25 protein-coding genes are annotated in these 24,903 nt (G+C 51.5%); 3 read left to right on the plus strand and 22 right to left on the minus strand.

Features of this window, described 5'->3' with window-relative positions; genetic code table 11:
* Positions 1 to 12: 12 nt before the first annotated feature.
* The 7 genes from AC3G2T_RS33095 to AC3G2T_RS33125 form a co-directional block, all read right to left on the minus strand.
* Positions 13 to 900: an ATP-binding protein gene (locus AC3G2T_RS33095; protein WP_488438160.1), complete on the minus strand. Its 888-nt coding sequence runs from the start codon at positions 898 to 900 to the stop codon at positions 13 to 15.
* Positions 901 to 1,028: 128 nt separating this feature from the next.
* Positions 1,029 to 1,355: a hypothetical protein gene (locus AC3G2T_RS33100; RefSeq protein ID WP_474681695.1), complete on the minus strand. Its 327-nt coding sequence runs from the start codon at positions 1,353 to 1,355 to the stop codon at positions 1,029 to 1,031.
* Positions 1,356 to 1,446: 91 nt separating this feature from the next.
* Positions 1,447 to 1,998 (minus strand): hypothetical protein, encoded by a 552-nt coding sequence (locus tag AC3G2T_RS33105; RefSeq protein WP_488438161.1) that lies wholly within the window; start codon positions 1,996 to 1,998, stop codon positions 1,447 to 1,449.
* A gap of 153 nt (positions 1,999 to 2,151) precedes the next feature.
* Positions 2,152 to 2,307 (minus strand): hypothetical protein, encoded by a 156-nt coding sequence (locus AC3G2T_RS33110; protein ID WP_474681697.1) that lies wholly within the window; start codon positions 2,305 to 2,307, stop codon positions 2,152 to 2,154.
* 925 nt (positions 2,308 to 3,232) lie between these two features.
* A complete protein-coding gene (locus tag AC3G2T_RS33115; RefSeq protein WP_474681698.1) occupies positions 3,233 to 3,715 on the minus strand; it encodes a hypothetical protein in 483 nt (160 codons plus the stop codon).
* A gap of 33 nt (positions 3,716 to 3,748) precedes the next feature.
* Positions 3,749 to 4,363 (minus strand): trimeric intracellular cation channel family protein, encoded by a 615-nt coding sequence (locus tag AC3G2T_RS33120; RefSeq protein ID WP_474681699.1) that lies wholly within the window; start codon positions 4,361 to 4,363, stop codon positions 3,749 to 3,751.
* A gap of 19 nt (positions 4,364 to 4,382) precedes the next feature.
* Positions 4,383 to 5,456, minus strand: coding sequence for a Gfo/Idh/MocA family protein (locus AC3G2T_RS33125; protein ID WP_474681700.1), 1,074 nt, complete (start codon positions 5,454 to 5,456; stop codon positions 4,383 to 4,385).
* 215 nt (positions 5,457 to 5,671) lie between these two features.
* Here AC3G2T_RS33125 and AC3G2T_RS33130 point away from each other — a divergent pair, with 215 nt between their 5' ends.
* Positions 5,672 to 5,893 carry a hypothetical protein gene (locus AC3G2T_RS33130; RefSeq protein ID WP_474681701.1) on the plus strand — a complete coding sequence of 74 codons (222 nt, stop codon included), beginning with the start codon at positions 5,672 to 5,674 and terminating at the stop codon, positions 5,891 to 5,893.
* On the opposite strand, the gene kapB is transcribed toward AC3G2T_RS33130, so the two are convergent.
* From kapB to AC3G2T_RS33145, 3 genes are read right to left on the minus strand one after another with little or no spacing between them, the layout of a single operon-like run.
* The gene (gene kapB / locus AC3G2T_RS33135) at positions 5,890 to 6,285 is read right to left on the minus strand and encodes a kinase-associated lipoprotein KapB (protein WP_474681990.1); all 396 of its coding nucleotides are present in this window, start codon (positions 6,283 to 6,285) and stop codon (positions 5,890 to 5,892) included. The genes AC3G2T_RS33130 and kapB overlap by 4 nt on opposite strands.
* The gene (locus AC3G2T_RS33140; protein ID WP_474681702.1) at positions 6,285 to 6,632 is read right to left on the minus strand and encodes a thioredoxin family protein; all 348 of its coding nucleotides are present in this window, start codon (positions 6,630 to 6,632) and stop codon (positions 6,285 to 6,287) included. Before AC3G2T_RS33140 ends, kapB begins: the two co-directional genes overlap by 1 nt.
* A gap of 1 nt (position 6,633) precedes the next feature.
* The gene (locus AC3G2T_RS33145) at positions 6,634 to 7,152 is read right to left on the minus strand and encodes a hypothetical protein (RefSeq protein ID WP_488438162.1); all 519 of its coding nucleotides are present in this window, start codon (positions 7,150 to 7,152) and stop codon (positions 6,634 to 6,636) included.
* Between the two features lie 75 nt (positions 7,153 to 7,227).
* Between AC3G2T_RS33145 and AC3G2T_RS33150 the strand changes: the two genes are divergently transcribed.
* The gene (locus AC3G2T_RS33150; protein ID WP_488438163.1) at positions 7,228 to 7,446 is read left to right on the plus strand and encodes a hypothetical protein; all 219 of its coding nucleotides are present in this window, start codon (positions 7,228 to 7,230) and stop codon (positions 7,444 to 7,446) included.
* A gap of 77 nt (positions 7,447 to 7,523) precedes the next feature.
* On the opposite strand, the gene AC3G2T_RS33155 is transcribed toward AC3G2T_RS33150, so the two are convergent.
* The 4 genes from AC3G2T_RS33155 to AC3G2T_RS33170 all read right to left on the minus strand — a co-directional run bounded on the left by AC3G2T_RS33155 (position 7,524) and on the right by AC3G2T_RS33170 (position 12,656).
* A complete protein-coding gene (locus tag AC3G2T_RS33155; protein WP_488438164.1) occupies positions 7,524 to 9,137 on the minus strand; it encodes an ABC-F family ATP-binding cassette domain-containing protein in 1,614 nt (537 codons plus the stop codon).
* 38 nt (positions 9,138 to 9,175) lie between these two features.
* Positions 9,176 to 11,128 (minus strand): ABC-F family ATP-binding cassette domain-containing protein, encoded by a 1,953-nt coding sequence (locus AC3G2T_RS33160; RefSeq protein ID WP_488438165.1) that lies wholly within the window; start codon positions 11,126 to 11,128, stop codon positions 9,176 to 9,178.
* A gap of 50 nt (positions 11,129 to 11,178) precedes the next feature.
* The gene (locus AC3G2T_RS33165) at positions 11,179 to 12,225 is read right to left on the minus strand and encodes a M42 family metallopeptidase (protein ID WP_488438166.1); all 1,047 of its coding nucleotides are present in this window, start codon (positions 12,223 to 12,225) and stop codon (positions 11,179 to 11,181) included.
* Between the two features lie 140 nt (positions 12,226 to 12,365).
* A complete protein-coding gene (locus AC3G2T_RS33170; RefSeq protein WP_474681708.1) occupies positions 12,366 to 12,656 on the minus strand; it encodes a Dabb family protein in 291 nt (96 codons plus the stop codon).
* Positions 12,657 to 12,866: 210 nt separating this feature from the next.
* Between AC3G2T_RS33170 and AC3G2T_RS33175 the strand changes: the two genes are divergently transcribed.
* On the plus strand, positions 12,867 to 16,694 hold the full coding sequence (locus AC3G2T_RS33175) for an HD domain-containing protein (RefSeq protein ID WP_488438167.1): 3,828 nt from the start codon (positions 12,867 to 12,869) through the stop codon (positions 16,692 to 16,694).
* A gap of 102 nt (positions 16,695 to 16,796) precedes the next feature.
* Here the strand turns inward: AC3G2T_RS33175 and AC3G2T_RS33180 are convergent, their stop codons facing one another.
* The 8 genes from AC3G2T_RS33180 to AC3G2T_RS33215 all read right to left on the minus strand — a co-directional run bounded on the left by AC3G2T_RS33180 (position 16,797) and on the right by AC3G2T_RS33215 (position 24,903).
* A complete protein-coding gene (locus tag AC3G2T_RS33180; RefSeq protein WP_488438168.1) occupies positions 16,797 to 18,293 on the minus strand; it encodes a DUF6382 and FHA domain-containing protein in 1,497 nt (498 codons plus the stop codon).
* A gap of 14 nt (positions 18,294 to 18,307) precedes the next feature.
* Complete coding sequence (locus tag AC3G2T_RS33185; RefSeq protein ID WP_488438169.1) at positions 18,308 to 18,817, minus strand: A24 family peptidase; 510 nt, start codon at positions 18,815 to 18,817, stop codon at positions 18,308 to 18,310.
* 48 nt (positions 18,818 to 18,865) lie between these two features.
* Positions 18,866 to 19,531, minus strand: a complete 666-nt coding sequence (locus tag AC3G2T_RS33190; protein WP_474681712.1) for a TadE/TadG family type IV pilus assembly protein — start codon at positions 19,529 to 19,531, stop codon at positions 18,866 to 18,868.
* An 88-nt stretch (positions 19,532 to 19,619) separates the two neighbouring features.
* Positions 19,620 to 21,896 carry a hypothetical protein gene (locus AC3G2T_RS33195; protein ID WP_474681713.1) on the minus strand — a complete coding sequence of 759 codons (2,277 nt, stop codon included), beginning with the start codon at positions 21,894 to 21,896 and terminating at the stop codon, positions 19,620 to 19,622.
* 14 nt (positions 21,897 to 21,910) lie between these two features.
* Entirely contained in the window at positions 21,911 to 22,921 is a 1,011-nt protein-coding gene (locus AC3G2T_RS33200; RefSeq protein WP_474681714.1) for a TadE/TadG family type IV pilus assembly protein, read from the minus strand.
* Positions 22,911 to 23,138 (minus strand): Flp1 family type IVb pilin, encoded by a 228-nt coding sequence (locus AC3G2T_RS33205; RefSeq protein ID WP_474681715.1) that lies wholly within the window; start codon positions 23,136 to 23,138, stop codon positions 22,911 to 22,913. The genes AC3G2T_RS33200 and AC3G2T_RS33205 overlap by 11 nt, the downstream gene beginning before the upstream one ends.
* Before the next feature lie 20 nt (positions 23,139 to 23,158).
* Positions 23,159 to 24,031, minus strand: a complete 873-nt coding sequence (locus AC3G2T_RS33210) for a type II secretion system F family protein (protein ID WP_474681716.1) — start codon at positions 24,029 to 24,031, stop codon at positions 23,159 to 23,161.
* Positions 24,032 to 24,036: 5 nt separating this feature from the next.
* A complete protein-coding gene (locus AC3G2T_RS33215; RefSeq protein ID WP_474681991.1) occupies positions 24,037 to 24,903 on the minus strand; it encodes a type II secretion system F family protein in 867 nt (288 codons plus the stop codon).

Here is a 24,903-nt window from a genome sequence, read left to right on the forward strand (position 1 = left end):
ACAAACATCGGATTAGAACAACGTCTCCGCCGCATTGACTACGGCAGCACGTTCCCTCTCATCCGTCAATTTATCCGCAATGGCGCGGGTCACGGCACGTACGGGAGGAATGTACGCGGCCAAATCGCACGCATCCAGCAAAGCGCGGATCGATCCCGCTTCGTCCGGAAGCTGCCCCATTTGTATCAAAGTCAACAAATCCGCTGAAAGCTGAACGAAAGACCTCAGTAAAACCTCATTTTGTTGAATCGACTTCGTCCGCAGCAATTGATACAGCGACTTCCCTTGCAAATATGGCACATCAATCGTCACAAAACGATTTTTCAAAGCCTCATTAAGAGGCACCGTTCCGATATATCCTTCGTTAAGCGCAGCAATAACCCGAAAACCGGAACCCGCTGTAACCACTTCCCCCGTAAAAGGATTCGTAATCGATCTGCGATGATCCAAAACACCGTTAATCAACGGCAGCGTCTCGGGCTTTGCCATATTGATTTCATCTATATAAAGAAAATGCCCCTTGCTCATCGACTTCATAATCGGCCCGGGCACGAATTCAATGCGTGCCGTTCCTTTTTCATCATGCGTCAGCGTTTTAAAACCAAGGAGCGCTTCCGCATCGAGATCCGTCGAACAGTTCACGGCATGAAGCGGTTGTCCGAAAAGAAAAGACAAATGCTCCGCAAGTTTCGTTTTGCCCGATCCCGTAGGTCCTTTCAACAGCACATTTTTTCCTAAAAATAAAGCGATAACCGCATCCGAAAGCACCTCTGCCTGCGGCGACTCGAACTCGGGACTGCCAATCAAACTTCCGTCTTCTTGCGTAAGACCGGTTTCATTCCGCTCTTTTTGCGCGCGAATTTGTCCTTCCATTTCTTGCGGTATGAATAAAGTCGACATTGTTTGCCCTATCCTTTCCTGACCTATCTACCTATAACTATTTATCAGGAAGAAAATGTTGTCAAGCCGCACCCACCCCGGCAAATGGAAAACCCCCAGCTTGTTAAGCTGAGGGCAAGCCGCTCACTCTAGTGCCGCTGCTGCTGCATCCCGGCATTGTTGAACGCTTGATTTTGTTGATAGGACTGCTGCTGCATATGAACAGCTTGTTCCAGTTGGGCACATATTTGCATGCAATGCTGCATTTGCTGCATCGCGTTCGCGTGTCCTTGCAAAGCGTGTTGGATCATCTGAGCCGCTTGATGTTCCCGCTGCGCCAATTGCTCGAGCTGCTGCGCATTTTGCTGCTCCTGATGCAGCAATTGTTCGTACAATTGGCTGCCTTGCTGGGTTTGCGCCATCATCTGGGAAATCACTTGCTGGCATTGATTGATTTGCTGCAAAATCTGATGCATCGTTTCAAAATTCCTCCTGAAAATCATATAGTAGGCAGAACGGACTGCCCGACCATTATTATGGCTAATGTTTGCAAAATTAAACCGTTTTTTATGGAATCAAACGTTTTTGGCCTGTCGTATAATCCGGAAATGCATGCTGCACCATCGTATTAAATTCATTCAAATAACCGTCCATCGTCTTCCGCTCGCGCTGCTGCCTATCATAAAACAGCATTCTAGTTACAAAATGCGGATTAGTCGAAATAAAAACATTCGCTTCCGGATAAGCGCGGCGCAGCGCACTTCTAATCGCTTGCGAACTCTCGGCCGACAACGGCTTTGAAGAAACCCAGTCCAGTTGAGCACCTTTGCCTGAACCAAAAAGCCCGGCCCCTGCCGCCGGATCATTCTCGCTGCCTGGAGTCTGTTGTAGGTCCTGACCGGCCTGTTGAACCGCCACATAAATATTACTGCCGGCAAGCGCAACAGCGGCTGAACCTACGTGAGCGGTTTTCATCAGCTGATCCGCCAAATCCCGGTTCATAGCCAAATGCACATTGTCGTGAGCCATGGAGCTGTCCACAGTCGGAACTTTCCTGACAGGCTGCGAAGTCTGGCTCAACGTCTTGGCGCCCAAAGAGGGATTCTCATTATTTTTCAAACTCGCATCCCAATTCCCTGCATATTTACTCGCGGATCCGGCCTGCTTTTCTGTTGATGCCTGGGAACACGCCGCCAACAAGAGCGCACAACAAGCAGCAAGCAGCAGTGCTTTCGTCCATATATTTCTCATGAAATCAAATCCCTTCTGCCCTTACTTGTTATCTGCCGGCCGGGCGTTGTGCGCATACGCAATAAGAGCAATATCTTGTTCCAACTCACGCTTCATCCGCTCTTCCAGGACGCGTAAATCCTTCAACAAATCCTCCCTGCTGTTCAGATCGGCAAACTGATACGACTCCATCTCCATATAACTCAAACCCCCTATTCAGGCAATTTTTGAACATTAATAATATGGACCAAAACCTTAATTCTTACGATAAAAAACAACTCCCCCCAAACCTAGGTCTCCCATGTCCGTGGTATATTCATTTCCCAGCCCTTATTGCCACTATCCCCTTCGGTCAGAAACTTCTCCTTAAACATTCACAGATCGATAACCTGATCACCCCTCTCTGACGTGTATCCCCATTTCCTTATCCTTAACTGCCACTATCCCCTTCAGTCAGAATGCCCCAAAATACGATCCTAGATCGTAAAGAAAAAGCAAGAAATCGGATTAGGTCTGATGAAACCATGAACCTAGAGCATGAAATCGAGTGTCGATCCGGGGGTTGATACCTTTTTACATTGGTCACCGAAGTTGCTGTTAGTAAGGACGGGCAATAGTGCATGGGATTTTCCCCTGAGCCGCAGGGATAGTGGTCACATAGAGTCATCTGCGAAATGCTACTCTCACCATCACCCATTAATTCCCAATTAATAATCCCGCGACTTCCCGTTACTTACTGCTGCCATCCCTTTCTGCTAGTATGGTTTTCTTAACACCAGTCCTGGAGCGTAAGTAATATGTCTTTCTTAAGCCCAATCTTAAACCGTGAACCTGGAGCATGGAATCGAGTGTCGGTCCGGTGAGGGTACCTTTTTACATTTATGTCACGGAAGTTGCCGACCGTAAGGATGGGTACAAGTGTATGAGGTTTCCCTGAGCCGCAGTGATAGTGATCATAAGAAGTCGTCTGCGAGATACGCCCTTTGGAATGGCCACTCCTAATCCTTTATCACGCGTACATTAGGAGGTTGTTTGCTTCCTTTACCCCTGGTTTTTGGGGAAGACTCTGAACATAAAAAAACCTGCAGACCGACAAGCGGTCGCAGGTTTTACGAGGTTGCTTTTATTCTTTTTTCTTACGAGTGTCGTCCAGGTCTTCCAGCAGTTTGCTAACGGATTCCGGGTCGACATGGCCGAGATCGCGGAATTGCCGGAGTTTGAGCAGCAGTTCGGCTGCGATTGCTTCGTCTGTCTGGTTGTCTTCTCCATAGGAGGGATCGAACCAGATGTAGAAGCCTTCCGGACCGTTGCGCAGAAACGGTTTATGCCAATGATCCGGATACGCATAGGGCTGCTCGCCGAAAATAAGTCCGAGCACGTCATCGCTATCGATAGGCATGAAATGATGGAACGTTTCCGGCACTCCTGTGTCGGCCAAATTACGATGCATGTATGCGTAATGGAGGTAATGTTCTCCGGTCTCGTTATCTTTGGCGACTTCGTACATTTCGAGCTCGCCGGTTTGCAGTTCTTTGACGGTGACGACGCGGGATTCCAACATTTCGTAGGCGATTTTGGTCTTCAGCTGCAAGGATTCATCGTGCATGACGGATGTCCCTCCTTTCGGTTCGCTTTCCGGTTACCCTGACATTGTGTTGCGCAATGATCTTTTGGGGAGTTTCCATTTGTTAACAACGGAAAGCATTCTTAGTATCACGATGATGGCAAAAAGTACGGCCAGTTGCCACGTTCCCTGCACCCAGCCTAATCCGATCATCGCGCCGGCCAGCATGCCCCATACCGCGTAGATTTCATCTTTTAAAACGAGCGGCTTGCGTCCGGCCAGCACATCGCGTATAATGCCCCCGCCGATTCCGGTCAATACCGCGGCGACGATGATCGCGCTTAACGGGTGGCCCATGTTCGTCGCGTACAGTGCGCCTTGAATCGAAAAGGCCGCCAGGCCGATCGCATCAAAGAAAGCTTCCCATGTTTTCCAAAGTCGGATGTATCGTACCGGCATGAAAAACACGAGTGTCATCGCAAACAGTGCAATCTGGAAGTATAAACCTTGTTCCCAAAGCAATGTTACGGGCTTGCCGATGAGCAGGTTGCGTACGACGCCCCCGCCGAATGCCGTCACAAGCCCTAACACGTAGACCCCCAATATATCATATTCTTCTTCCATCGCCACAATCGCTCCGCTCACCGCAAAAGCGATCGTGCCGATGATGCTGAACAACTCCCAGTTCACTGCCTGCAGCTCCTGTTCCTTAGATGTCCCAATTCAGCTCTATTTCTCTTCCTGTTTGTGAGGAACGGTAAATGGCGTCTAAAATCAGGTTATTCGTATATCCGGTCATAACGGAAGTAATCGGCTGTGCGCCATCGCGGGTGCAGGCCAGAAAATGCTTTGCCATTCGAACACGCGAGCCTTCGTCGCGATCCGGGATGACAAGATCGACATCCGCTTTCCGGTCGAATACCTCGGCCAGCAGTTTGCCCGTGTTGCCGCGGATGGAAGCTCCGCCTTCAGAGCCAAGCAGCTGCACGTAAGGCTGCTCATCCGAATCTACCAGCGCAGCCCAACTGACGTCCAGGGACAGCGTCGCCCCGTTATCCAGCTTAATCAAGGCAGTCGCCAGATCTTCTACGTCGTAGGTCCCGTTCCAGTTCGGGGTTCCCCAGGAGCCGATACCTTTTTTGCGCGGTCCGAATTCCGAATAGGTGGCGCCATATACGGATACTGGCTTAGGATTGCCCATGAGATACAAGGAAAGATCCAGCATATGTACGCCAAGATCGATCAGAGGGCCTCCGCCCGATTTATTCATTTGCGTAAACCATGTACCCCAGCCCGGAATTCCTTTGCGCCGGACCCAGCCCGCTTTTGCATGATAAATATGCCCCAAGGCGCCTTTTTCCGCCTGTTCTTTCACCTGCATCGACAACGATTCCCAGCGGAGCTGGTGCGGGATCATCAGTACTTTGCCGGCTTTGCGCTCGGCTTCGACGATCTTTTGAGCTGATTCGAGGTTGATGGCCATCGGCTTTTCGAGCATGACATGTTTGCCCGCTTCCAAAGCCTGCACGGCAATCGGCGCATGCCATTCGTTGGACACGGCGATGATGACCGCATCGATGGATGCGTCAGCGAGCAATTTTTCCGATGTTTCGTATACGTTCTCGATCTGATACTCTTTCGCTCTTGCTTCCGCCAGCGGCAAATAAACATCGGTTACCGCAGCGATTTGCGCTTCCGGGATCTTTTTTAACACTTCCATATGGACATTGCCGATATTCCCGGCGCCGATAACTCCAATGCGAATCGGACTTTGCTGACTCATACGACTAACAACCTCCGCAACAATTTATAATGCAATCTTCACTATTATAAATCCGGGCATCTGCCGCCGCAACAGCATGCGGACAAAAATCATTGAATACATTGAAAATAGCCCGAAATGCGTAAGGCTAAAACTTTCCTAATAGTTCAATGAAACATATCTAACATTTGTTGTGTATCCTTAAGTTGAAAGTGATCGGAATAGGAGGGAAGAACATGCAAGCGATAACTATCAAGTTCAAAAATAAAGCGATCCCGGTGCTCAATTACACGCAAAAAAGATCGCAAATGGGCCAACTGTCCAGCAAGTTAAAGGAGCTTGAGCTTAATTTTGAATTTCGCAAAAAATTAAAAATGATCTCATTGATCGAGATCATCGGCGATGTTGCTATTTTTAAATATAATGACGGCACGAAGCTGTACCTTGAAGTTTCTTAGGATTTTTCCGGAAAATATTCCTTACTGAGCGTCTCAAGCTCCTGCAGAGAGCGTTTAGCCCATGCTTCCAGATCCGTCAGCTTGTTCATTTGCGCCATAAGCGCTCTCTTCAGTGAATCTTGATAATCCGGGACGTTGCCGGCGTAGGCTCTGATCGTTGAAATCGGCATCAAGGCGATCTCCTGGAAAGCAAGCGCTCTGCGTTGGTGAAAAAAAGCTACGCTGCCATCCATCGGATTATGCAAATCTCCTTGCGCCGGATGTTCCTTCACGGCCAAAATGCGCACCGCCGCCTTCATTGAATTCGTGAGTTCCACGATTTCTCCGTAATATCCTCCTGTTTTGTACTCTGCGGTAACGCGGTCTCCTACTTGAAAGGATCCTGTACTCATCATTCATGACCTCCGTTTATTTCGTTATTTGGCCTGCTTAGCGGCAGCAGCTTTAAATACAATTCGTCCACTGATTTCATACTGTACAAAAATTCCATTTCTTTATCGCGCTCTTTCATGACTATGCATGGAACGCTTTTGATTCGCCAATCGCGGACAAGCTGAGGCAAAAAATTAATGTTGCTTTTATAAAGAGGCAGCTCGGGCAGCATCGTCAGGATGATGCCGAGCATGCGCTCGGTCAATTGGCAAGTTCCGCAGAACGGCGTGTACAAAAATACTCCGAATGAGGGGCCGTTCCCGTCTTTCGTGTGATCCAGCAGCTGCTGCTGCGTCCATTCCTGCATGCTAGATCCCCCGTTCGTCCAGCCAAAGCAAGCTTTCGACGGCGCAGCCGATCAGATGAGGAAAATCGTCGATTTGCCCTTCGTCGATTTTGCGCCCGAACGATAAAGCGATTTCGTTGCCGTACCAGACCGGATCGGCGCCAAATTCATAGGTAAGCTTTTGCCTGATGTCCGGGCGATGTCCCCATATGCCGCTCACCTGCTTGGCGATTTGCGGGCATTCGCGATCAGGCTGCCGTACCTCGGTGTACAGCCTCACTTCAAGCGTACAGCCCGGCGCGGCCGACGGGTTTTCCAAAATTTCCGCGGCAAGGTCGCTGAGATGTGCATGCAGCTTAATTTCCGCGCGGCTCGGCTTCTTCGTGCTTATCGCGAATTCGATCGCATACGTGCGCGACATGGATGACATGTCAATCTGATCGGAGCGGCGGGTGACGATAAGGGTTCCCTCCAGATCCAAATCGTAGACGGAGCCTTCCAATACGACTTTCACGTTCTCAAAAACAGTCGGATCAAACAAACGGCGGACCTCCTTTCTTCTTTGCCCCGATTCGATTATACTAAAAGCATATTCACGTAAAGAAGGTGTTCCCGTATGTCAGACAAGCCTCTAGATCAAGAACAGCAGCCTGGAGAAACAGGCCCGAAAAAAGTCAGCCTAGCTGACGCGATCAAACAAAAGCTTGCGCAAAAAAAGGCGGATCAAGCCGCACAAAAAGCTAATCCCAAGCATGTAGCCGGAAACGGTCAGGCAATGAAAAGCCAAATGACCAAAAAAGTAAACAACCAACGCCGTCGTACCGGAGGCAGTTAGCAGCAACGCAAAGGCGCCCTGATGAAATCGTGATCGGGGCGCCTTTGTTCGTTTCTTAATCCGAATTGATAAACAGGTTAGGCGTACAGCGTTTCCCGTTGTTTTTTCACATCGTCGTTTTCCAAATATTCATCGTACGTAATCATTTTATCAATGAGTCCGTTCGGAGTAATTTCCATGACGCGGTTGGCGATCGTTTGAATGAACTGGTGGTCATGGGAGACGAACAAAATGGTTCCGTCAAAATCGACAAGCCCGTTGTTCAGCGCCGTGATCGATTCAAGATCGAGATGGTTCGTCGGTTCGTCAAGGATGAGCACGTTGGAGCCGCTCAGCATCATTTTCGAGAACATGCAGCGCACTTTCTCGCCCCCGGAAAGCACGTTCGCTTTTTTCAAAGCTTCTTCTCCGGAGAAAAGCATGCGTCCCAAGAAGCCGCGCAAAAACGATTCATCCTGATCTTTGGAATATTGGCGCAACCAATCGACAAGGTTGATATCGACATTGAAGTAGTCCTGGCTGTCTTTCGGGAAATAAGCTTGCGATGTCGTTACGCCCCAAGTGTAAGAGCCTTCGTCCGCTTCCAGCTCGCCCATAATGATTTTAAACAATGTCGTCTTGGCAATGCCGTCCGGTCCGACGAAAGCGATTTTATCGCCTTTGTTGATTGTAAAGGAAATGTTGTTAAGCACCTTAACGCCTTCAACGGTTTTCGTGAGGCTTTCAACTGCAAGCAGCTGCTTGCCCGCCTCGCGCTCGGCTTTGAAATGGATGAACGGATATTTGCGGCTCGACGGCTTGATATCTTCCAGCGTAAGCTTCTCGAGCTGCTTTTTACGGGAAGTCGCCTGCTTCGATTTGGACGCGTTCGCGCTGAAACGGGCGATAAAAGCTTCCAGTTCTTTGCGCTTTTCTTCGGTTTTCTTGTTCGCGTCGCGCGCCAGCTTCAGGGCCAGCTGACTCGATTCGTACCAGAAGTCGTAGTTGCCGACGTACATCTGGATTTTTCCGAAATCGATGTCGGCAATGTGCGTACATACCTGATTCAGGAAGTAGCGGTCATGGGAAACGACGATGACGGTGCCTTCGAATTTGGCCAGGAAGTTCTCCAGCCAGCGGATCGATTCCAAGTTCAAATGGTTCGTAGGCTCGTCGAGGAGCAAAATGTTCGGGTTGCCGAACAGCGCTTGCGCCAGGAGGACGCGGACTTTTTCGTTGCCGTCCAGGTCCTTCATTTTGACGTCGTGCAGCGATGTAGGGATGCCCAGACCGATCAACAGCTCCGCCGCATCGGATTCCGCCTGCCAGCCGTCCAGATCCTGAAATTCGCCCTCAAGCTCCGCCGCTCTCATGCCGTCTTCTTCCGAGAAGTCCGCTTTCGCGTAAATAGCGTCTTTCTCTTCCATAATTTTGTACAGGCGGGCGTGGCCCATAATGACGGTTTTCAGCACTTCAAAATCGTCGAACTCATAGTGGTTCTGCTTCAGTACAGCCATTCTTTCACCCGGAGCGATGCTGACTTCGCCTGTATTCGGCTCGATTTCGCCGGACATGATTTTTAGAAACGTGGATTTGCCGGCACCGTTGGCGCCGATCAGCCCGTAGCAGTTGCCTGGCGTAAATTTGATGTTGACATCCTCGAAAAGCGCTCTTTTGCCATAACGAAGCGTCACGTTGGATACGGTTATCATTCGGAAATTTTACCTGCCTTTATATATATTTGTTACTATCATACCTTATTTCTTTCGATTTGTTCTACCAGCTCGGATAAATAAGTCCATCTTTCCATCGCTTCTTCCAGTTCCAAGGCCGTCTGCTGCTCCTGCTCATACAGCTCTCTGACCTTGTCGAAGTCGCTGCCGGCCGTCTCGATTTGCTGCTTAAGCGAAGCGGCTTTGTCTTCCAGCGCGGCGATCCGGTCTTCGATCTCGTCCCATTCCTTCTGTTCCTTGAAGGTCAGCTTTTTCGGGCGGGCTTGCGCCGGAGCTGTGCCTGTGCCGGCAGTTGCAGAAGCGCTAACCGCAGATTTGGAAGCTGCAGCTTGTTTTTGCTGCTCTTTTCTGGCTTGCTCGGCCTCTTCCTCCTGCCGTTTCTCCTCCAGGTACTCGGAGTAGTTGCCGTTGAACGGCTCGATGCGGCCGCCCCCTTCGAACGCAAACAGATGGTTGACGGTCCGATCCAAAAAGTAGCGGTCATGGGAAACGGTGATGACGGCGCCCGGAAAATATTCCAGATAATCTTCGAGAATCGTCAGCGTCTGGATGTCCAGATCGTTGGTCGGTTCATCCAGCAAAAGCACGTTCGGCTCGCCCATCAAAGTGCGAAGCAGGTACAGCCGGCGCTTCTCACCGCCGGACAACTTGCCGATCGGCGTCCACTGCAGCGCGGACGGGAACAGAAAGCGCTCGAGCATCTGCGACGCCGAGATCGATTCGCCGTCCGAAGTGCGAATCACTTCCGCCGCTTCCTTGATGTATTCGATGACGCGAAGCTTCTCGTTCATCTCGGCGTTCTCTTGCGTATAGTAGGCCAGCTTGACCGTCTGGCCGGTCTCGATCGTGCCGCTGTCGGGCTGGATGCTCCCGGCGAGCATGTTCAGCAGCGTCGACTTGCCGCTGCCGTTCGGGCCGATGATGCCGAGGCGGTCCCCCGGCATCACGATGTAGCTGAAGTCGCTCATGAGCGGCTTCCCGCTTTCAAAAGCTTTGGTGACGGAGTCAAGCTCCATCACCTTTTTGCCAAGGCGGCTCCCCGCGAGCGCCATGTCGAGCTTATCGGCGGGACCGTCCACTTTGCGGTCCCGCAGCTCCTCGGCGCGCTGCACGCGCGCCTTCTGCTTCGTCGTCCGCGCCTTCGCGCCGCGGCGCAGCCAGGCCAGCTCGCGGCGCAGCAGGTTTTGCCGCTTGTCTTCGCTGGCGGCTTCGGACTCCATCCGCTCCGCCTTTTTCTCGAGGAACGCCTCATAGTTGCCCTCGTAGCTGTAAACCTTGCCCCGGTCCAGCTCCAGCATGCGGTTCGTCACCCGCTCCAGGAAGTACCGGTCGTGCGTGACGAGCAGCAAGGCTCCCTTCCACTTGCTTAAAAATTCCTCGAGCCATACGGCCGTCTCGTTGTCGATATGGTTCGTCGGCTCATCGAGGATGAGCAGATCGGCCGGCTGGATCAGCACGCGGGCCATCGCCACGCGCTTGCGCTGGCCGCCCGACAGCTCGCCGACGGGCTTGTCGAAGTCGCTGATGCCGAGCCGCGTCAGCACGGTTTTGGCAGTGGTACCGGCTTCCCAGGCGCCAAGCTCATCCATCCGCTGCTGGGCGCTGAACAGCCGCGACTGCTTGCTCTCGCTGGAGGCGTCCAGCTCCAGCTCGGCGAGGGCCCGCTCATAGGCGCGAAGCGTCTGCATGAGCGGCGAGTCGCCATGGAATACCTGCTCCAGAACCGTGGAGTTCGGATCGAACTCCGGGTTCTGCGGCAGGTATTCCACCCGAAAATGGTTCGCGTGCACGAGCTTGCCGCGATCCGGGGTTTCCAGTCCCGCAAGCAGCTTCAGCAGCGTGGACTTGCCTGTGCCGTTCACGCCGATGAGCCCGATGCGCTGCCGCTCGTTCACCGTGAACGAAATATCGTCGAAAAGCACCTTTTCGCCGTAGCTTTTGGTTATATTTTGAACGCTCAAAATGTTCATGGGTCATCCTCTTCCTTTCCGGCCGACAATCCGCCTCTTTTCGTATGCTGTCAACGAGCAGGCTCCAAAATATAGGCGGCCAGCAGCGCGGCCGTATGGGCGATAGCGTCCATATGCGTCCTCTCCATGCCGTGCGACGCATGTACGCCGGGACCCACGAGCGCTGCGCGGATATCGCGCCCGCCGCGCAAAGCCGCAGACGCATCCGAGCCGTATCGCGGATATATATCGACGGCAAAGCCGATGTTCAGCTTTTCCGCCAGTTCGATCATTTTCGACGTCATGTGATAATCGTACGGCCCCGACGAATCTTTGGCGCATATCGATACGTCGCGGTCGCTGCCGCTCAGATCGTCGCCCAGCGCCCCCATATCGACCGCGATCAATTCCGTGATGTCCTCCGGAATATAGGCGGAACCGTGTCCGACTTCCTCGTAAGTGGAGAAAAACAGCTTGACTGTCGCTGCAGGCTTCAGCTTGTTTTGCTTCAGCAGCTCCAGCAGCCCGAACAAGGCGGCGACGCTCGCTTTATCGTCCAAATGCCGCGACTTCACGTACCCGTTGTCCTTGATCTGCACCCGCGGATCAAACGAAATGAAATCCCCGGGACGAATGCCCAGCGCTTCCACGTCCTTTATCGCCTTGACCGGCTCATCGATGCGGATCTCCATGTTCGCTTCATCGCGCTTATATTCCCGCGCGTCTTCGTAGACATGTACGGAAGGATGAGCGGTTAATATCGTGCCGTCGTAGACGCGGCCGTCTCTTGTATGAATTTGGCAGTACTCGTTTTCGATAGAGCCCATCATAAAACCGCCGACCGAAGTAAACCGCAGCATGCCGTTTTCTTTGATCGAACGGACCATCGCGCCGAGCGTATCCACATGCGCGGAAATTCCGATGACACGGCCGCCATGTTCGCCCGGAATCGTCACCACGCCGCAGCCTTTGTTCGTGAAGGTCATATCATGTCCCAGCTTGCGCAGCTCCGCCTCCAGCTTGCTCATGATATGGTGCGTATAGCCTGTAGGGCTGGGTGTGCGCAGCAGCATTTCCAATATGCCGGCCATGTAGCTCCGGTTGATTTGTTCTTTCATGGCGGGGCTCCTTTCCGGCAGCGGTCTGGTGTTTCTTCGCGCACTAGTATCCCCGCTTGTTTGGAGGAAGCGCGAAATGAAAAAACAGTGCAGCCTCACATAAGGATACTACACTGTTTTTCATCGTTTTTCAAACGGGATCAGCTTTCATAATCTACGCAAACCGACGTTCCGTCCAAAACTTGTTTCATATGTACCTTCACTTCTTCATGAAGCGGATGCGCATCGTAAACTTTCAAATCGTCCACGGAATCAAAACGGGTCACAAGCGCGATATCGTAAGAACGTTCCAGTCGCAATACGTCCGTCCCTACTTCAATATGTTTGAGCACGGGAATTTTACCTTCCATATTAGCCAGCACTTTTCTTGTTGCTTCGATGGATTCCGGGCTGCGGTCTTTCAATTTAAACAAAACGATATGTGTCAGCATGCTAGTTTCCCCTTTTTGCTTGAATGGTCAAAATATACGCCTCTCGGCAACCGTTTTATTATACCACTAGCAAGGCAAGGCGGGAAATAGCAAAAATGCCGGAAACCTTTATGAGAGAAAATTATAAGAATGTTTAAAAAAGGAAATTCCCTGAGCATTGGCGAAATTTGCAATTACCCGGATTTCAACTACATTTGCGGAGGTAGGGAGATGACAAACCAAGAAATTCAGCGCCGTTATTCGCTGGAAAGGCACCTGGAGGAGTGCTGCCGATCCGACAGCAGCTTTTCCTTGCTGTACGATACGTTCAGGTTTAATAAAAGACAAATATGCGAAGTGCTCGAAACGATTAAACTATATTTTCCGCATTACAGCAAACACGGCGCCGCCCATTCCGGCTGCATCGTCACATCCGTAGAATTGCTGCTTGGCGAAGACCGGATCAGATCCCTGTCCGCTACAGATACATTTTTAATTTTGCTGTCGGCTTATTTGCATGACATCGGCATGTTTTTGAAAAACGAAGAAATAAGAAAAGAATGGGCGACTCCGGAATTCGGCATCTTTTTGGACGAGTTTGCGCTTGTCGACGATTCTGCAAAATTTGTGAAAAACTTTATGGCCGGGCCCGGCAGCGCGGTGGACTCGGATGTGTACATTCTTGATTTGATGGAGCATACCCGCGTCGTCATCGCCGAATACTTCAGGCGCAGCCATGGCCCAAAGGGCGAAGAAAGAATCGCCGGCAGCCTAAAGGATTTCGATATTATGCTGAACGCCGGCAATCAGATTCCGAGACGGCTTATCCGCCTTCTGTCTGTGCTCTGCTCCGCCCACAACAACACCATCGAAGAGGTCATGCAGCTGCGCCAATTGCAGTCCAGCGGTCTCGGCGACCTCATTCATCCGCGGTTCATAGCGATCCTGCTGCGGATCGGGGATTTGCTCGATTTGGACAACAACAGGTTCGACGACCTGGCTATTCTGTCCAGCTATTCGAAACTGAACCGCACGAGCCAGACTCATTACGACAAACACAATTCGGTTGAATCGCTGCTCATCACTCCGGACAAGATTCATATCCTGTCGGTCAGCGACGATGTGAACGTACTCGCCGAAATGCGGGGCTGGCTGAAACTCTTGGAAGATGAGCTCCGAAACCTTCGCGACCGGTGGCATGAAATCGTTCCGGACCGTTTGGCGGGCACGACCCCGCAGGTCGAGTTCATCGTGAGAAAAAGGAACGGCGAAGAAGATTTCACAGACAAAAATTTAAAGCTCGATTTCCCGGCTCAAAAAGCGTTTCAGCTCATCAGCGGCGAAAATATTTATACGGATAAACTCGCAGCTTTAAGAGAAATGATCCAGAATTCGCTCGATGCATTGAAAATCCAGTTTTGGCGCGATTTGCAAAAGGGCAATATTAGAACCCGCATCAAAGACGATCATTACAGCGGCATACTGCCTATCGATATCGAACAGGCCGAATTTGAAAAATACAACGTGCGGATTCATTTTTATGACGGACAGCGCGAGCAGGACCGACACATGTTAAAGGAACATATCGGACAAAATTTGCTGCAAACGCTTTGCGGCAACGATGAATTGGCGGACAGCCTCATTGTCATCGTTGAAGATAACGGCACCGGCATCTCCAAGGATGATTTTGTGAATCGTATCCTGCAGACCGGCAAGAAAGACGGCAAGCCGGGCAAATATGCCGAGGAGTGCAGGCAAATGCCGCTCTGGCTCAAGCCGACCGGAGAATTCGGAATCGGGCTTCACTCCGTATTTTCAATTACGGACGACATCGTGATCCAGACGAGATCGGAAGCCGATTTGGAAAACGGCAGACAAATATACATCCAGTCCGGGAAAATGAACGGGTACGTCCTGAGCGATATTTGGGATGCCCGTAAAACGGGAAACGGCAAACCGATGGCGCGCGGAACGCGAATTATCGTCCGAATCGGGAACGACAAAAATTTATTTGATGAAAGCGCCGCACCCATGCTGAAATCCGATTTTTTCAGGTCAAATCCGGTTGATTTCAAAATTAAATACATGCAGGCGCTGATCGAGAAAGAACATCCGCAGGCGCGTCCGCAGTTGAAGTCGCCTACAGGCACGTTTATCGTCAACATGAAGTATAAGCCTCCGGCGCATTTGTGGGGACATTCGGCGCAATTGACCGACAGTATCGATGACGACAACCATTATGCGGAAATTTGGGACCAATCGGGCGCCGTCCATGTATACATATATGACAAACGGGCCGGGCATCGGATCTGGTTTGCTCCATCGTCCGAATTCGGGGATAGCCCCCGCATCCATCTGGCCTATAAAGGTGTGACGGTGGATGACCAAGCGTTGAGCGGCGCGTTGACAAGCCTGCTTCTTTCGAGGGACACCCTCTGCGTCGATTATGCTTTTGAACAGACAGGCAGCTACGTGAATTTGAACAGAGCCAGCTTTGTGCGGGAAAAGAAAAATGAAATCGTACAAACGACCTCCGGTTTGGTACATACCGCTCTCACATTTTACAACCGTTTTTTGAAAAAACAATTCCAAAGCAGGCTTCCGGAATTTCAACGTTACAACGAATTAAATGATGCAATGCTGCACGTCATCGAGGATGCCTATGAAAGTTTGCAGCAGCAAAAAGCGGAAAAAAAGCTGGACTTCACGGCTGCTCTGTTCATCTATTCGGAAAAGCTTTCGGAACAGCTGCTCTCCCCCGAATCGTCCGGTTTCGCGATGCCGGATACCGGCTTCCCGAAAGAATTAGCGGCTATCATCTTTGCCAAAAGAATGTTCCATTGGCTGCATGTGCTTAAACGCGACTATCATCTGCACCTTTTTGATTATGATTACAGCAGTATGCTTCAAACATTTATCGACAGCTACGTCACCTCGATTCAAGAGTATTGCTGTCCGAACTTGAGCGCAGACGTCTTTGTGCGGGAGTTTATCAGACCTTTAACATCCGTATCCGGCGGCTACTCGTTTGAAATATCGCTTGTCAGAAACGCGCTGCCCGACTACTCCGTTTCATGGCTAAAGTCATACGTCCCTTATTGGAAACAGTCGAACGCCTTGAAAATGTTTTTGTATCACATCAAATACGGTATAGCTGCGGATGCCGATGACAAATTTCTGCAAATCATGCGCGTCCTGTCCGACGGCTACATTCACGACGACAATTACGGCCATTTCAACAATGGCTGGGAAAACGAGATGAAGCATCCCGTTACGTTTATTGAGCGCGGCAGCGAGCCCAGACAAGCGGCAAGAGCCTACTTCGGCTCGGAAGCTGTCCTTAAAAAGGAACGGTTGTTTTTTCCTTTGCCTACCGGGAGCGATCGAATTGTTTCCTTCCTGCCGCTTAAAACGCTGGATGTTATTTCAGATCAGGAACAAACGTATTTTCGCTTTGTGACCGCGGAATACAATGATGCCGTCGAAACCGCCTGCATACAGCTATCTGAAGATGCAAAACAATATCTGTTCGCGGATTTGCTGCATTACGAGACCGAAGAGCGAAATTGGTCCCCTTTTAACAGCGAATACTGCATCATGCCGGCTATCGAACAATATAAAGATATTGCGGTAAACGGCCTGCCGCTAGAGCTTCAAATTATTTATAACCAAAGCCTATACTCTCAAATCAGGCAGGGCAGCTATTTTTTAATTCCTTTCGCCAGATCGGAATTCGCGGATTTAATTAACGCCGTTGAATTTGTTTCCAGAGAATCGGATGAATCGTTCATTGAAACTATTATCGAACATCTTGAACAATACAGTATGGACATGTCAAAGGACGAAATTTCACCTGAAAACTTGCTCGTTTGGGCAGAACTGGAGTCCACGCTTTCCAATTTGCAATCCGGCGCGACGTATATGAATATCATAAATTTCACCGTCAGCAAAAAAGCTGACCCGAATACCGACGATAAACAACGCAGGGCATCCGTAGAAACTACATATAATAAGCTGGTCATAGACTTGCTCCACTACTTGTTTAAACGAATCAACTAGCTGATCGCTGTTGCAAGAGCGCCTTTGAGCCATTTATTGAATCGATCTACCGGACGCATTCAATGAATGGCTTATTTTCGCTTGCCCATTGCTCCTTTCGCTCTAAAAGCGAAACGTAATCTCCATGCGGACGATCCGAATCGTATCCCCGTCCTTCAAGGCGTACGCCTGATAGGGGACTAACGGTTGACCGTTCAAAAACGTCCCGTTCGTTGAGCCCAGATCTTTCACCGCGTATGCTTCATCGGTTTTTAAAATTTCGGCATGAAGTCTCGATATCCCCGTTTCATCACAAATGTAATCGGTGCCCGCCCCCTCTCCGCCTCTGCCGATCGTAAAGCTTTCTTTCTCTATCGCAGCCGTATGTTGAACGCCATCTTTGTACAATTCGATTCGCGGCCCTTGCGGTTTTGATAACACCGCTCCCAGAAAGACTGTTTCATTGGCGTTCGCCGTTTGCAGCAATGTCGTATGCATATGCAAGTTTTGGTAATACTGCTGCAGGTTAACCGGTTCCGGCTCCGCCTCCGCTCCCCGTTGTCCGGCTGCGAAGGTTTCGATTCCGGTTTCTGCCGCCGGTTGAACGGCGGGCTTCAAAGAAGCCGGAGACCTTTTTGCCCAAAACTGCGGAATACCGACATAGGCGGCTACGAACCAGGCATCCGTAAACAGAACTGTGATCCCCGATACGATTCGCAGCCCGGCTTCCGTCGGAGAGGAAAAATAATCCTGCCATATAAACGCGGTCAGAAGCAAACAAACAGCGAACACGATCCATTTTGCACGCCGTGTCGGAAGTGTGATTAGAGCCGGGGACGCCGGTCCCGGCTGCTGATCGAAAAGCCGGGGCTCGTCCTCCTCCCTCGTTTTCCATACCGGCTTCGGCAAGCTGGCCGGTTGTTCCTCCTTCCGGCTTGCCAAGCCGGATTCCGCCCGACTGCCGCCGATTTGCGCGGCATCGGTTCGCTCCGCCCGCTCCACGATTGCGGGCGGGGCGCAGTTTTCGCTCCTTGGATGCTCCTGTTCGTCCAGAAGCTCAAGCAGCCTCTTTTTGCATCCGTCAAGCTCCCATTCGTTCGAAAAGGACTCGATGAATCGTGATATGCCGCTGTCTCCTCCTGTTTTCACCTTGGACGCCAACAGAACAGCCAGTCCTTCCACCTGAACTTGCAGGGGAATTTCTTCTTTTGGCCGCTCAAGCGGAACATAGGTCAAATACACGTCGGACCAGTCATTGCCGATGAAAATAAAATTATCCTTCAACACATACTGCGTTTCAAGCAGCATATAATTTTTGCTTTCTTCCAACGTGCAGACGACGGCGTACAGCAGTTTGGCGAACTGCCGGCTTGTAAGCCCTTCGGCTTTCAGAACATGGGACAGCATCCGCTTACCGGTCAAGTTGTAAAGCAGGCTGATGCGAAAATCCATTTCCTGCATGCCGAGCGGAAGCAGCCGGGGAATCCGGTTCGATTCCAGCATGCGCAGTTGAAGCCCGGACAACTCCCCCGCCGGGATGCCGCCTTCGCGATGGAGCTCCATGTAGTGGCCATGGCGGTACACGAAATCGTAGCGCAGCCCAAATACTTCCTGAACCAAAGACACACCTCTTTTCACATAAAAGCGTAGCACCAGGCCGTTATGACTCCCGGCACAACCGCATACATAAACGGAAATGTAATGTTGGCCTGCCGCTTCATCCCGAAAGCCGCTGCTGTGTCCCGATACGCTGTTATCGCGATAAGCCAGCCTGCGAGCTTGTATCCTGTCGCCGTCAATTGTTTTTTGGCGATTAGAATCGTAAGCCCGATTACGCCTGCAAATAATACGGAGTAAACGATGCACTGCATCACGAACAATACTCCCATAATCGAGCCAATAGCGGCAAACAGCTTCACGTCTCCGGCTCCCAAAGCGCCGAACAAATGGAGCAGCAACAGCATCCCGAATCCGGCGGCAGCGCCGGCAACCGAGTAAAGCGCTCCTCCCCAACCGCCTGTCGCCGCATGAACCAGCAGACCGGCTGCCGCTCCCCCGATCGTTAATTTATTGGGCAGTATGGACTTCCGAGCATCCGTCCAAAATGCAATTCCGATCAAAGCAAACAATACAAAATGGATCAAAGAACCCCTCCCTCCTTTGCTTCTTGTATGCCAGAATGCACTTGCCGGCTAAGCGCCGACCCACGCCCGCTCTACGGCTTTCTTTTTTAAAACAATCGTCCGCTTCATAAACGGAAGCGGCAGTGTATACTCCACCTGCGCTTCCAGCGCGAAATAGGCGCTGCTTCCTTTTTGCATACCCGGCAAAGTAACGGAAACGACCTTCAGGCTCTCCTTGCGGATTGCACCGCTATCGCAAAATGCGTACACAATCGGCGTAAAAGCCGCGTTGATTCGCGGTGCAACATGTTCATCGATAAATTGGTCCGCCGTATCGCTCGCCTTACTCTCCCCTTGCGTGCGCAGTTCCTTCTCCCACTTGACAATTTCCAGCAGTGCATCGGGAATATAAGCAGCGTATTCGTCGGCAAAATCTTCGGCGCCCAACACTTGATTTCTGGCGCTCTCAATGCGCTCTATGGCCGAACCTACGAAATCCGCCGCAGGGCTTTGCTCATATCTGGCTTTCGCTTCTTGCACGAGCAGCCGCACCGGATACAGTTGGCCGGCCACCGTCTTCACCGTTTCCGATACGGCGCTCTGGAGTGCCATCTCCATGACGGCAATCTGAATAAACACGATAAGTCCCACGACAAATGATAGAAAAACCGGCAGCAGCAGCGCCGCCTCCAAAACGATGCCCCCCTGCTGCCCTGCATAAAATTTTTTGAGCATGCCAAGATACACCTCTCTGATCGCAATCCTCTGAGCCTGTCCGAAGGAAGTTCCTTTCTGCCGAGCTCTTCGGACAGCCCCCCCTGGCTCAATAAGCAAATGCTGCTGTGCCTGCCAGCCGGCAACGGTTCCCTTGCACTTCGCATCCTAATAACCCGGTGCCCTCCATGAGCCGCATCAATTGCGGAACGAACCACAGCCTTATCCAGCTTGCTGCGCTCCCTTGCACGTAAGTTGTTTCCTGCACGAGATCTTTGCCGGTATTCAGTTCGATCAACGCCTGCATTCTGGCCATCAGCTTCGAATCGTTGCTGTGCAGGAGCAAAAATATGCGCAAATAGTCCTTGTAAGTCAAACTGAGCGCTGACGAAGTTATTTTTGCGGAAAGCTCGACGGCTTCTCCCTTGACGAGCTGATTCATATCTGCAAAAGCTTTGACCGCTCCTTCCGCTGCGGCAGCGAGGAGAACGAGCAGAGGAGAGCCGATATTCAGCAGCTCCTTTTCCGGATCAAGCAGCGCTTCCAAAGTGCGGATGGCCAGCCGGAAAGAAAACATTTCCGCATAAGCCGAAGAAATATTGGCCGCGCAGGAAGAAAAGCCATACAGCAAATATTCGGCCTCCTGACCGTTCAAAGCATGTGTTCCCGGATCAACCAGCTCGTTCGATGATTTGGGCTGGCCTGACAGATCTTTCTCCATGCCGTACGTTCTGTAGTTGAACTTCGTTAATGCAAACTCATTGACGTACAGTTCGTCGCGCAATGAAGCCGCCGCATCGTTAAAAGCGTCCAGCATGGACATCGCTTTCAGGCTTACGGGCTCCGATTTTTCCAAATCGTACGCTACTTCACTGCCGATACCGCCTTCTTGGGCGTTCGCCTCGCGATATTTTTGATAATAGCCTCTGCCGGCTGCGGAACTGCCGCCATCGCCCTGCAGTCGCTTGTACAGCTCGGCTTCGCTTGACAGCGAATTGACGATGCCGCAGCCGCCTATCGCTTGCTTCGCCTGGTCCAAAACGGATTGGATCTTGCTTTTTTGCTCCCGTTTGGCAGCTGTAATCGAGCTCCTTTTCTCGATCCTCGCTCTTTCAAGCGCGCTTTGCTTCGCGTAAAACCCGCTCGATGTACGCCAGTATGCATCGTTCGCGTTGTTCGCCCTGCCGGTGTTATCCGGCGTATACAAGGCTACATCTTCAATGGCGGCTTGAAATGCGGCAAAAAGGGCGCTAATGCTCGCTGCCGCCGTCTGATAGCCGTCAAAATAATCGTCTCCGAAAACGGCTACGCTTTGAAAAGTTTCGTACGCTTGGGCAGCGCCGCCAGTACCGTTCGCGATCCCGCTCAATTTGCCGCGGATGCTTTCATTGACCTGCTTCGCTTTTTTGAGCGCCGGCTCGATTTCCTTGTGCAGGCCGCTGACAACGCTGCCGTTCGCCACTGCTTCCACCTTGACAGCGGCAAGCAGCGCCGCGTATTTCACTAGCAAATCCAGCAATCTGTCCAAATCCTGCTGCTGCTGAGCCAGCGCCTGAGCCTGCTCCTCAAGCGCGCGCCTTGATTCCATAATTGACTGAATCGTTTGCCAGCTTTGCGCTCCGGCCGCAGCTAACGATGCGAGATTCATATCCAGCCCGGCGATCGAATCGCGGACTGTTTTCAATTGATTTTTCACGCTCAGCAATTGGCCTTTTACTCCATCAACGGTGTGGACGCCGATTTGCTCGGTTAAGCTGTTCAATTCGGCGATGCGGGTTTCGTAATACGAATGATAAGCCGCCGTTTTCGTATGGAGCTCTTCCATGCCCGCCCACGCTTCATCCAGCGCTTCGTCTCTTTGTTCCAGCAGCTTTTCCAGCTCTGCGGATTCTTTGGCAAACTGCGATCCTTGCCGAAAGGGCTCAGCCGTACCGGTTTTCTGAAACTTGTCCGTAATTTCCAGCACAAACTCGATGGGCGCTTTAATTTTCATATCCTCCAAAATTTGCCGTTCAAAAACAGCGTGGCTCGCCAAGGAATAGACCGGAGTCAGACGCATGTCCTGATCGACGGGAGTTTGATCGATGTAATGAAATCGCTTCGAACCTGAGCTGCCGGACAAATTGCCGGCGAATACTTCGTGAAAAACCCGTTCGGCTTCCGCTTTCGGCAAACCGAGCCCGTACAGCCCCATCGCTTGAAGATCGGGATCAAAAGCCGACATCACAGAGCGAACGGCGGCTTTTACAGCCAAATCGTGTTCCTTTTCCGCCAGCTTGATCCTCGCATAATCGATCAGAACCGCCTGAAACAAAAAGATAGGTACGACGATCAGAATCAAATAGACGGAAACAGCCCCCGTTTCGGATACGAATAGTTTCCTCAAAAACGTTCTCCTTTCTAGTTATGTACGACGACCACAATGCCTTTTTGTTCCAGCTCCCTGCGCAATTGGGCCGAAGGAACGCCTTTCCCGTTTGCGCTCTTTTTAAAAAAGTGCCAGACGACGCCTTTGACTTGCTTACCTTCTTGCAGCAGTTCCATATCTTTGGGCAATTGGTCGGCAAGAAGCTGCGGTTCTGTAAATGTATAAAAAGCTTGATGGGCTACGCCGTTTGAGTCCAGCGCGTCAACGGTGCGGCTTTTGCCAGATAGCGTAACCAGCTTCACTTCCTTCCCGCCTGTGAGAGCTTGCAAATAGCGGGCCGCTTCCCGTTCCGAACGGATTGTCACGCTTGGACCGGAACCGTCGTCATTTGCAGGTTCTACAAGCGCCGCTTTCCCTTTTTGCGGGGAAATCCGCCCTTTTATCGCTTTGATGTACGTCCTTGTAATGTCCGTCAAGCGGATCAGTTCAACAGGTTCGATCACATGGGACACCGCTTTGCCGCTCACCCGCGCAGACCCAAGCATTCGCGCTACGAATGGGGGCATGAGGAACGGCTTATTCAGTTCCACCTCAATTTGGCGGTCCAGTACGAAATTTTTATAGCGTGCAGTACCTGTGATCCCGGGTGGCAATAGAGCGGACGATTTCGCCAATTTTTTCTCGACTTGGCCTGCAGCGCTGCCGGCTTCCCCTGGCAAGGCGACTTCCGCAGTCCGGCCGGAAACGAGCAGCCCGAATAAATCGGATACGCTGTCCTGCGTCAGCCTCCAGTATAAACCGTCCGTTTCACCGGGATTGAAGTTGCCCGAAGCCAAATCCTTGCGGCTGTTGTCCCATGTGAAAGCGAGCCGTTCCGCCGCCGAGCGGGCAATGTGCTGGACGACAACCTTTTGATATACAAATATCCCCAGGAACAGAAGCGTTAACGTGCAAATCATCACGATTGGAAAAACGAGCGTCGCCTCGATCGTAAAGCTGCCTCTGTCGTCCCGGCCAAAACCTGCGAACCGCTTAAGGCGCACAGGACGTTGTCGGACTCGGAGCGCACGGCGTTACAGAACTGTTGTTTTTCAGATCCGAGTTGGCGTCGCCGATCAGTTTTTGAAACCAGGAGACGATCCATTTTCTGAAAATAATCGCTATCGCGACAAGTATCGCAACGATCAGCAAAATCTCCAGCGTGCCGAGGCCGTCCTCATCTTTCCAAAAAGCTTTCAACCATACGGTCATCCGTCTCATTTTCAATTCCTCCTTGTATGTTATTGCTGCCTCATCATGATCAATGCAGGTGCGGCGACGATCACCATCACCACAACGAAAATAAGCACCATCGGAAATACGAGCTTGGACGAGGCTTCTTCGCCCAGCGTCCGCGACACCGCTTTGCGCCTTTGCCACAGATCCAGCGACAACGCCTGTAAAGCCATCACAAAATCGTTTCCGCCCCGCTTGTAATTGAGCAGCAACGCTGAGGTAAAAAGCGACACTTCATGCAGGGCGCAGCGTTTGCTGAAATCCTCCATCACTTTGGCAAACGGAATGTTCATTTCCAATTCGCGGACCGCTTGAGCAAGCTCCTTGAATAGAGGAGTTTCCTCGCGCCCCCTCCTCGCTTCGACGCAGCGGATCCATGCCCGGCCTACGGTTTCGCCCGCATTAACGAGCAGCACGATAGTATTCAGCACTTCCGGCAGCTCCAAAATCATGTGCTGCTGCTTTTTGCGGATTTTCACGTCCAAATCGCGCACCAGCAGCAATGGAACGGCCACGGACCCCAGCAGGCCCAGCCCCAGCAAAGAGGCGTCTCCGTCTGCCGCAACCGCAAGCAGGGAAAAAAACAGCAGGCATGCGTACCCGGCTGAAACGAGCTCCGCGTAAAACATTTTGCTACCATGCAGCGCATAGCCTCTGCCGAAAAGCGTCAGCAGCTTATGATGCACCCGCGCTGTAAAATCCGGCAGCTTCTCCATCAGCTTGAACCGATCGATGATGTACAAACTGAAGGGAAGCAGCCATTTGAGCTTAAACGGATACGGTTGTTCCCGCAAAAACGGTTTATACTTTTGACGTCCAAGAAGCGTCAGTACACAGCAAACGAGCATTTCGAGCAGCACCGCCAACGTGATCCACATTTCGGTTACACCTTGATATCCATAATCTTTTGAGTCAGCCAGCAGCAAAACGCCAGCATCAGCAAACTTGCGCTCATGATCAATTTCCCGCCGCCTTGATACAGCGGTTCCATATAATCCGGCGAAGAGAACGCCAATACGGCAACAATAATAATCGGGGCGAACAGCAGCACACGCGATTCGAACTTCTTTTGCGCGACCATAACCGCGATATCCTGCGTGATTTCCAGCTTTTCGCCGATAACCGCCGCCGTCCTCTTCATCACCTCGACCAAATTGCCGCCCGTCCGCTTGCAGGTCAGAAAGACGTCCGTGAAACCGGACACATCTTCCAAATGGCTGCGGTCAGCAAAATGTTTCAAGGCTGCCTCAATCGGCTCGCCGTTTTCCACCCGCCTGCAAATGATGCCGAACTCCACGACGATGAAGCAGGCCGGGTCCGGGTAAATCACTTTTAAATCGTCCAACGCTTCGCGAAACGCAGTCTCAATCGATTTGCCGGCCGTCATTGCGGAAGAAAGGCAGCTGAGCGACTGTTTGAACTGCACGTTCAGCTTGTTTTTGCGCTGGCGGATCATTTGTTTGCGGCGAATCTTCGGAAATAAAAGCGCTCCGGAAGCTAATAACAACGCAATAAGCGCGCTCTTGTAAAAAATGTACCCGACGAAAATGGCCGGCAGAGCCAGCATGCCGACGGCGAGCAGCCGTTCTTTGCCGGACATCGAATACTCGTCGTAATCGACAAACTTGTTCCCTGCGGGAGCGGGCTTGCCCGGCTCTCTGCGGTCTGATTGAAGACCGGCCGTTCTTCTCCTTTCCAGCCATACAATGAACAGTCCGCTTAAAGCCGCTATCGCCAGCACGATTAACAC

The organism is Paenibacillus sp. sgz302191 (assembly GCF_057749925.1).

Coding starts and splice junctions, on each gene's coding strand:
- AC3G2T_RS33095 (WP_488438160.1), bottom strand. CDS start 900: ATGTCGACTTTATTCATACCGCAAGAAATGGAAGGACAAATTCGCGCG.
- AC3G2T_RS33100 (WP_474681695.1), bottom strand. CDS start 1,355: ATGCATCAGATTTTGCAGCAAATCAATCAATGCCAGCAAGTGATTTCC.
- AC3G2T_RS33110 (WP_474681697.1), bottom strand. CDS start 2,307: ATGGAGATGGAGTCGTATCAGTTTGCCGATCTGAACAGCAGGGAGGAT.
- AC3G2T_RS33115 (WP_474681698.1), bottom strand. CDS start 3,715: ATGCACGATGAATCCTTGCAGCTGAAGACCAAAATCGCCTACGAAATG.
- AC3G2T_RS33125 (WP_474681700.1), bottom strand. CDS start 5,456: ATGAGTCAGCAAAGTCCGATTCGCATTGGAGTTATCGGCGCCGGGAAT.
- AC3G2T_RS33130 (WP_474681701.1), top strand. CDS start 5,672: ATGCAAGCGATAACTATCAAGTTCAAAAATAAAGCGATCCCGGTGCTC.
- kapB (WP_474681990.1), bottom strand. CDS start 6,285: ATGAGTACAGGATCCTTTCAAGTAGGAGACCGCGTTACCGCAGAGTAC.
- AC3G2T_RS33140 (WP_474681702.1), bottom strand. CDS start 6,632: ATGCAGGAATGGACGCAGCAGCAGCTGCTGGATCACACGAAAGACGGG.
- AC3G2T_RS33150 (WP_488438163.1), top strand. CDS start 7,228: ATGTCAGACAAGCCTCTAGATCAAGAACAGCAGCCTGGAGAAACAGGC.
- AC3G2T_RS33155 (WP_488438164.1), bottom strand. CDS start 9,137: ATGATAACCGTATCCAACGTGACGCTTCGTTATGGCAAAAGAGCGCTT.
- AC3G2T_RS33160 (WP_488438165.1), bottom strand. CDS start 11,128: ATGAACATTTTGAGCGTTCAAAATATAACCAAAAGCTACGGCGAAAAG.
- AC3G2T_RS33165 (WP_488438166.1), bottom strand. CDS start 12,225: ATGAAAGAACAAATCAACCGGAGCTACATGGCCGGCATATTGGAAATG.
- AC3G2T_RS33170 (WP_474681708.1), bottom strand. CDS start 12,656: ATGCTGACACATATCGTTTTGTTTAAATTGAAAGACCGCAGCCCGGAA.
- AC3G2T_RS33175 (WP_488438167.1), top strand. CDS start 12,867: ATGACAAACCAAGAAATTCAGCGCCGTTATTCGCTGGAAAGGCACCTG.
- AC3G2T_RS33190 (WP_474681712.1), bottom strand. CDS start 19,531: ATGCTCAAAAAATTTTATGCAGGGCAGCAGGGGGGCATCGTTTTGGAG.
- AC3G2T_RS33205 (WP_474681715.1), bottom strand. CDS start 23,138: ATGAGACGGATGACCGTATGGTTGAAAGCTTTTTGGAAAGATGAGGAC.
- AC3G2T_RS33210 (WP_474681716.1), bottom strand. CDS start 24,031: ATGTGGATCACGTTGGCGGTGCTGCTCGAAATGCTCGTTTGCTGTGTA.